5 protein-coding genes and 2 pseudogenes are annotated in these 7,540 nt (G+C 63.4%); 4 read left to right on the top strand and 3 right to left on the bottom strand.

Annotated features, from left to right (window positions below; genetic code table 11):
- A pseudogene (locus QZ546_RS17520) lies at positions 1-81 on the top strand (IS5/IS1182 family transposase); the annotation flags it as partial.
- A gap of 142 nt (positions 82-223) precedes the next feature.
- Here the strand turns inward: QZ546_RS17520 and QZ546_RS17515 are convergent.
- Both QZ546_RS17515 and QZ546_RS17510 read right to left on the bottom strand, forming a co-directional pair.
- A complete protein-coding gene (locus tag QZ546_RS17515) occupies positions 224-1,528 on the bottom strand; it encodes an MFS transporter (RefSeq protein ID WP_294240510.1) in 1,305 nt (434 codons plus the stop codon).
- A 59-nt stretch (positions 1,529-1,587) separates the two neighbouring features.
- The gene (locus QZ546_RS17510) at positions 1,588-2,574 is read right to left on the bottom strand and encodes a hydroxyacid dehydrogenase (protein ID WP_294240507.1); all 987 of its coding nucleotides are present in this window, start codon (positions 2,572-2,574) and stop codon (positions 1,588-1,590) included.
- 415 nt (positions 2,575-2,989) lie between these two features.
- Between QZ546_RS17510 and QZ546_RS17505 the strand changes: the two genes are divergently transcribed.
- Genes QZ546_RS17505 through QZ546_RS17495 form a run of 3 tightly spaced genes read left to right on the top strand, consistent with a single transcriptional unit; the run spans position 2,990 to position 7,127 of the window.
- Positions 2,990-5,641, top strand: a complete 2,652-nt coding sequence (locus QZ546_RS17505; protein WP_294240504.1) for a TonB-dependent receptor — start codon at positions 2,990-2,992, stop codon at positions 5,639-5,641.
- A 17-nt stretch (positions 5,642-5,658) separates the two neighbouring features.
- On the top strand, positions 5,659-6,333 hold the full coding sequence (locus tag QZ546_RS17500; RefSeq protein WP_294240502.1) for an RraA family protein: 675 nt from the start codon (positions 5,659-5,661) through the stop codon (positions 6,331-6,333).
- The gene (locus QZ546_RS17495) at positions 6,333-7,127 is read left to right on the top strand and encodes a helix-turn-helix domain-containing protein (protein WP_294240499.1); all 795 of its coding nucleotides are present in this window, start codon (positions 6,333-6,335) and stop codon (positions 7,125-7,127) included. Before QZ546_RS17500 ends, QZ546_RS17495 begins: the two co-directional genes overlap by 1 nt.
- 305 nt (positions 7,128-7,432) lie before the next feature.
- On the opposite strand, the pseudogene QZ546_RS17490 reads toward QZ546_RS17495, so the two are convergent.
- A pseudogene (locus QZ546_RS17490) lies at positions 7,433-7,540 on the bottom strand (IS5/IS1182 family transposase); the annotation flags it as partial.

Genomic DNA, 7,540 nt, shown 5'->3' with positions numbered 1-7,540 from the left:
GTCGCCACCCGCTACGACCGCTGCCCCACCGCCTTCTTCTCGGCCATCGCCCTCGCCGCCACCGTCATCTTCTGGCTGTGATCAACGAGTCCTGACCCTAAGCTGGTCGGTACCCGCCGAGGGCAGAAACCATGCCCGGATATTGCCCGCCATCTTCTGACCTACTGATTTTGGACATCGGTTCATGAGGTATACTTGGTGACGCGGAAACATCGCCCAAAGTTTATGTTTCTGATACGCCTACAGTACCCCGCCCCTTCGCTGCTTGGCCGACGTGAACCACGGCGGCGGCGCTCGCAACGGTAAGAGCGGCTAGAGGAAGAAGGGCCAGGACGTAACTGTCTGTCGCGTCGTGGATTAGCCCATAGACATTGACCATAAGTCCGCCACCGATGAGGTTGGACGTGGCATTGATCGCAGCGATGCCAGCTGCCGCGGTACTGGCCGACAGCCAGCTTGACGCCATGCTCCAGAACGGGCCCTTGAAACAATAGGCTCCGCCAAGCACGAAGGTCAGCAGCAGTACGGTCGGCATCAGCCCGGTCAGAGCGAAGGTTCCAACGGCTCCGACAGCGATGAGAAGCAGGGGCAGCGCGGTATGCCAGCGCCGTTCTCCCGTCGCATCCGAATGACGGCCCCACAAGACCATGGCGACGGCCGCGATTCCATAAGGGACCGAATTGACCAACCCCGTCTGAAGATCGGTCAGCCCGAAAGACTTCAAGAGTTGCGGCTGCCAAACGCCGAGGACGCTGCCGGCCGCCGATGCCCCAGAGCACGCGATCACCATTGCCCAAAATGCTGGTGTCCGCACCAACCGCCAGGCAGACCCATCGATGAGTGGCTTCGATCCGGACGCCGGGGCGAGCTCCCGCGCAAGCCACGCACGCTCGTCGGCCTCGAGCCATTTGGCATCCGATGGTCGGTCGGTCAGCACCTTGAGGCATGCCAGCCCGAGGATCACGGTGGGGATACCCTCGCAGATAAACAGCCATTGCCATCCGCGCAGCCCGGCCAGACCATTCATCTCAAGCAGCAGACCCGACAGCGGCGAGCCGACGAAGCTCGAGACCGGAATGGCGATCGCGAAGAGCGCGAGCATGCGGCCGCGATACCGGGGCGGCATCCAATAGGTCAGGTAGAGGATGACACCGGGAAAGAAACCCGCCTCCGCCGCACCGAGCAGAAAGCGCATGACATAAAAGGATTCAGCATTCCACACGAACGCCATGCCCGTCGACACCAACCCCCAGGTCACCATAATGCGGGCTATCCAATAGCGGGCACCGACCTTCTGAAGCATGAGGTTGCTGGGCACCTCCATCAGGAAATAGGCGACGAAGAACAGGCTGGCGCCAAAGCCGAAGACGCGGGCCGACAGGCCCAGTTCGGCATTCATCTGCAGCGAAGCCATGCCGACATTCGCCCGGTCGATAAAGGCAAGAAGGTAGCACAGCATCAGGAACGGCAGCAGGCGCCAGGTCACCTTGCGCATGGTGCGCATTTCGAGCGTCGTCTCGGCGTCCATTTCACTCTCCAGGAAAACCGCGCGTTTTCGCGTCGGCACCGTTTCAGTCAGCCAAAGGGTCAGACGGTGGCAGGGACCGCCTTGTTGATGTGATTGCGCGGGTCAAGCGCGCCGCGTTCCAGATAGTCGGCGATCTGTTCAATGCAGCGGACACCGACCCGGGCGCGCGCCTCACGGGTGTTCGCGCCGACATGCGGGCTGACCACGACATTGTCGAGGGCGAGGAGCGGGTGATCCGCCGCGATCGGTTCGTTGGCGAAGGTATCGAGGCCCGCTCCGCCGAGCCGCCCCTCGCGGAGCGCAGCGACCAGCGCGGCCTCGTCGATCAACTCCCCCCGCGCCGTATTCAGCAGGATCGCCCCCGGTCGCATCCGCGCGATCGCCGCAGCGTCGATCAGCCCCCGGTTCTCGTCGGTGAGGGGGCAATGCAGGCTGAGAATATCGCTCGACCTGAACAGGGTGTCGACATCCTCGACCTGTTCCACGTCTTCGGGCACCAGATGGGCGGGCAGAAAGGGGTCATAAACCCTTGCGGTCACGCCGAACGGACGCAGCAACGTCAGAAAGGCACGCCCGATCGCCCCCAGACCAATGAGACCAACCGCCTTGCCCGCCACTTCGGTACCCGCATAGGTCGACTTGTCCCAATGGCCGTCGCGGATACGCCGGTCGAGCCATGCCGTCGAGCGTGCGACACCCAGCAGCAACGCGAGCCCCTGTTCCGCGACCGACTGTGCGTTGGCGCCCCCGGCCACCACGACCGGGATTCCGCGTTCAGATGCGGCGTCGACATCGATGCCGTCGATCCCAACGCCATGCTTGGCGATGATCCGAACGGTCTGCATGCGCGTGATGGCGTCACGGGGAATCCGCCCCAGTCGCAGGATGAGCGCGTGGGCCCCGGCTTCGTTGGCGGCCCCGGCCAGTTCATCCGCATCGGGATAGGGCTTGCAAACTGACAGCGTGATCCCGCGCTCGCGCGCCACGTCATGCGCGGCCGGAGCCACGGCCCCGCCAACCACAAGGATCGAAAGATTCTGGGTCATCAAGGCTCCTCGTCCCACGAGTCTCTTTGCTCGTTACGAACCAGATTAAACACGCTGCATATTTTTGCAACGTCGTTTCGAAATGATGTTGCCAAAAATGTCATTTTGTATAGGAATGACGTCACGATCCGAAAAACGGACGCCTTCAGGAGAGGTTTTCATGCGCTTCCATGCTTGTCCGCCCGTGCCCATTCGCGCTCTTCTGCTTGCGAGCGCCGCATCGACGCTGCTGATCGCGACATCGGCCCATGCTCAGGCGGGCCCAGCGCGGGACGCCGTCCCGGCCGCGTCGGATGCAACCGGCGCTCAGGCTGCTCCGCAGACCGTGCCAGAGGCCGTCCAGACTCAAGAAGGACAGACCGCTGAGGTCGCACCGGACGACACCGCCACTCCGCAGGGTGACAAGGAAATCATCGTGACCGGATCACGGATCGGTCGCAGTGGCTTCACCACGCCGACGCCGGTCACGGTCCTGAGTTCCGATCAGCTGGTCAAGGCATCGCCTTCGACCATCGCGGACTCGCTGCGCACCATTCCCGCCCTTACCGCAACCAGCGGTCCGCAGCGGGCGAGCGGCACCCAGGGCGGTGGCCAAGCCTTTCTGAACCTCCGTAATCTCGGCGCGGTTCGCACGCTGACGCTGCTCGACGGGCGTCGCTTCGTGGCGGCCAGCCAGTTCGGCACCGTCGACGTCAACCTGCTGCCCTCCGGCCTGATCCAGCGCGTCGACATCGTCACCGGCGGTGCGTCGGCCGCCTATGGCTCCGACGCGGTCGCAGGCGTCGTCAACTTCGTCCTCGACACCAAGTTTGAAGGGCTGAAGGGCGAGGTCAACAAGGGCATCTCAACCGAAGGCGACAATGCCGAGACGCGTGCGGTCCTGACCGGCGGGGTCAGCCTGCTGAGCGATCGCCTGCACCTGATCGGCAGCGCGGAATATTATAAGAATGACGGCATTCTGGAAGGGGCGCGCAGTTGGGCTCGCCGGGGATCGAACCTGATCAACGGCCCGGCCGGTGGCCCCACCCTGATCTCGGCGCAGGATGTACGGGTCATCGGGACCTATGGCGGGATGCTGACCGGCGGCACGGGCGGCACCGCGGCCCAAAATGCGCTGTTCCGCGGCCTGCAATTCGGTCCGGGCGGCACTGTTTCGCCCTACAGCTTCGGCTCCTACCTCACCTCGACGCAGCAGATCGGAGGTGACGGCGTCAACTCTGAGCTGTTTCAGGAGATCAACCGCCCGCTGGAGCGCGCGGCGTTTTTCGGGCGTGCCGAATATGACCTGACGGAGAATTTCTCGGTGTTCGGGGAGGCGTCCTACGGAACGACCAGCACCCGCTATTCGACGTCGGTCAACCGCCACCAAGTCACGAACCCGATCACCATCAGGCGCGATAACGCCTTTCTGCCGGCACAAGTGCGTGCGCTCTTCGCCGCCAATCCGTCGGTCACGAGCGCGTCGATGCTGCGCTACTCTGTCGAGGGCGGGTTCACGGACGTGGACATCAAGACCGATACCGACCGCTATGTCGGCGGATTCAAGGGCGAGATCGGCGGCCTGAAGATCAACGGCTATTACCAGCATGGCCGCACGAAACAGCGCACCGACGTGCTCAACAACGAGATTACGGCCAATTTTGCCCGCGCCGTCGATGCGGTGGTCAACCCGGCGACAGGGCAAATCGTCTGCCGGTCGACGTTGACCGACCCCAATAACGGCTGTTCGCCCTTCAACGTGTTCGGCGTCGGTTCGCCCTCCGCCGCCGCGCTCGCCTATACTCGCGGCACCAGCCGTACGAACTCGACCTTCAAAGAGGATGTGGCCGCGATCAACCTGTCGGGCACCGCCTTTGAAGGCTGGGCCGGACCGATCTCGTTCGCGACCGGCTTCGAGTATCGCAAGGAACAGGCCGAACTCACGGTCGACGCCCTCTCACGCGCGGGCGCGTTCCTGTTCGCCAATCCGCAGCCCTGGTCGGGCCAGTATGACGTCAAGGAGGGCTATGTCGAAACGGTCATTCCGCTTCTTCGTGACGTCACCCTATTCCGCAATCTCGAATTCAACGGCGCAGTGCGGTACACCGACTATTCGACCAGCGGTGGTGTCACGACCTGGAAGGCCGGACTGAGCTGGACGCCCGTCGAATCGCTGCGCCTACGCGGCACGCGGTCGCGCGACATCCGCGCACCCAACTTGTCGGAGCTGTTCACCAGCGGGCGCACCAACACCGTCACTGTCACTGACCCGTTCCGCAACAATGTCCGCCTGTCCGGCATCTTCGTTACCAACAGCGGCAACACTTCGCTGCAGCCCGAAAAGGCGGACACGCTGACTCTAGGCGCGGTGTACACGCCGACCTTCGTACCGGGTCTGAGCGTCTCGGTCGATTATTACGACATCAAGATCAAGGACGCGATCGGCACGTTGACCGGGCAGCAGACGCTCGACCAGGCGTTCGCCGGCAATACGATTGCGCAGTCGCTGATCCAGCGCGATGCGGCAGGCAATCTGACGGGCCTGTTGGCCTATCCGATCAACCTGTCGGAGTTGCAGACCAACGGTGTCGACATCGAGGCCAGCTACCGTGTGCCGCTCGCCTCGATGTTCGAGACCGATGCCACGCTGTCGTTGCGCACCGTGGTATCCTATGTCGGCAAACTCGCGACCACGACGCCGGGCTCGCCATCGATCGACCGCGCGGGCGAAGTCGGCATCAGCGCCAATCCGCATTGGCGGTTCAACGCACAGGCCGATTTCAACAAGGGCGGCTTCAGTTTCTTCAACCAGGTCCGCTTCATCGGCGGGGGCCGTTACGACAACACCCGGGGCCCCACCGCCGTCGATCTCCAGACGATCAAGGCGCAGGCCTATTGGGACAGCCAGATCGGCTATAGTTTCGACGACTTCGGCAAGGGCGCCGAGCTGTTCCTTAACGTGTCCAACGTGCTGAACCAAGCGCCGCCGTTCGCCCCCGGCGATGGCTCGATCCCGGTCGCCACCAACACCGCGCTCTACGACACCTTCGGCCGACTGTTCCGTGTCGGCTTCCGCTTCTCCTTCTGAGCTTTCGGAGTTTTCCCATGGCGATAGGTTTTCGCATCCTCCCCGTCGAACAACGCATCGACGCCGAACTGGTGTCACGTTTCGCCGCCCTGCCGGTCGCCAATGTCAGCGACGCGATGAGCCGCATGACGTCGGGCGGCGCCTCGCTGCGCCCGATGCATGCCGGCGGCGTGCTGGCAGGGCCAGCCGTCACGGTGAAAGCGCGGCCCGGCGACAATCTGATGCTGCATAAGGCGCTCGATATTGCGGAGCCGGGTGACGTCGTCGTCGTCGATGCGAGCGGAGACCTTACCAACGCGCTCATCGGCGAACTGATGACCGCCTATGCCGAAAGCCGTGGCATCGCCGGAATCGTCATCTGGGGCGCGATCCGCGACGCCGCAACGATCCGGGCCAATGCCTTTCCGGTCTTCGCAGCGGGCGTCACCCATCGTGGCCCCTATAAGGACGGGCCGGGAGAGGTGAACGTGCCGATCGCGATCGAAGGCATGGTAATCCGCCCCGGCGACCTGTTGCTCGGCGATGACGACGGGCTGGTCTGCGTGCCGATCGCGGATGCCGAACAGGTTCTGAAGACCGCATCAGCCAAGCATACGGCGGAGACGGCCCAAATGGAAAAGATTCGACGCGGCGAGAATCCCCGCGCCTGGGTGGATGAGACACTCAAGCGCCTCGGCTGCGAAGGCCTGTGATGACGCGGGCGTCCTTCCGGCGCTATACGACGCCTGAGATACGGCAGGATATGATGGCGACGGTAATGAAGGACAGGCCCGCTTCCGAAGGCGTGGCGGCGCTCGAGCGTGGATTGACGCTGCTGACGGCTTTCCGGCAGGGCGACGGCGCGCTCGGTCTTGTTGAGTTGTCCGAGCGCACCGGGCTCGTGAAAAGCACGATCATGCGCCTCGCCGTCTCACTTGAGCGCTACGGCCTGCTCGTGCGGATGCCGGACGGCCAGTATCAGCTTGGCAGCGAGGTGGTCCGTCTCAACACCATCTATCAGGAGGGCAACGACCTCGAACGGCATATCATGCCGGTGCTCGCCAAGCTGGCAGCGTCGACGGGAGAGACTGCGACCTTCTATGTCCGCCATGGCGAGGTCAGGCTCTGCCTGTTCCGGGTCAATTCGCCCAGCAGTCTTCGCCTCGATGTCCAACCAGGTACGCAGCGGCCGATGGACGCCTCGGCCTCCGCGCAATTGCTCGGACTCTTCGAACAATGGCCTGAACACCGCCCCGCCCTGCCGCCGATCCCGCTCTACACCGTAGGCGTCACGACGCCGCATGTCGCCTCCATGTCGGTACCGATCATCGGCCACGGCGACCGACTGGTCGGGGCGCTGAGCCTGGCGGGCCCCGACGCGCGGCTGAGCGAGCAACATGCGACCGAACTGGCTCTGCCACTGCTCAAGGCCGGGCTCGACCTGTGCCGCGCACTGGGCGGTCAGGCCGACGATATTTACCGCGTGCCCATCGCCCTTGCGACTTGAACTCTTTGAATACTTAGGGCCGAGACTCCATCACAGCCAGAAGGCGAGACGGTTGCGATAGCGACGCCTGAGAGGAAGTTGGCGGCCAGTTTGTCTAGTGGGCAGGGACACGTCGAGAGAGTTTGAGACGGCAGAAGGCGTTGCCGACGTAGGCGGGCGACTGACCGCCCCTCAGTTCAACCATCGCTGGCATAGAGGCAAGTCTTCCCTTGAGGGCGATCCATGAATTGTCAAACGTAAATGGATGGAAACAGTCTGTCTAAAGGTGCACATTGGCAGGTACTGTTAGGGTCAGGACTCGTTGATCATAGCCAGAAGATGACGGTTGCGGCGAGAGCGATGGCCGAGAAGAAGGCGGTGGGGCAGCGGTCGTAGCGGGTGGCGACGCGGCGCCAGTCTTTGAGGCGGCCGAA

The organism is uncultured Sphingomonas sp., from assembly GCF_913062585.1.
Classification (GTDB): domain Bacteria; phylum Pseudomonadota; class Alphaproteobacteria; order Sphingomonadales; family Sphingomonadaceae; genus Sphingomonas.
Note: the sequence above shows the minus strand (reverse complement) of the source record. Positions and strands in the feature narration are given on the sequence as shown.

Coding starts and splice junctions, on each gene's coding strand:
- QZ546_RS17515 (WP_294240510.1), bottom strand. CDS start 1,528: ATGGACGCCGAGACGACGCTCGAAATGCGCACCATGCGCAAGGTGACC.
- QZ546_RS17510 (WP_294240507.1), bottom strand. CDS start 2,574: ATGACCCAGAATCTTTCGATCCTTGTGGTTGGCGGGGCCGTGGCTCCG.
- QZ546_RS17500 (WP_294240502.1), top strand. CDS start 5,659: ATGGCGATAGGTTTTCGCATCCTCCCCGTCGAACAACGCATCGACGCC.
- QZ546_RS17495 (WP_294240499.1), top strand. CDS start 6,333: ATGACGCGGGCGTCCTTCCGGCGCTATACGACGCCTGAGATACGGCAG.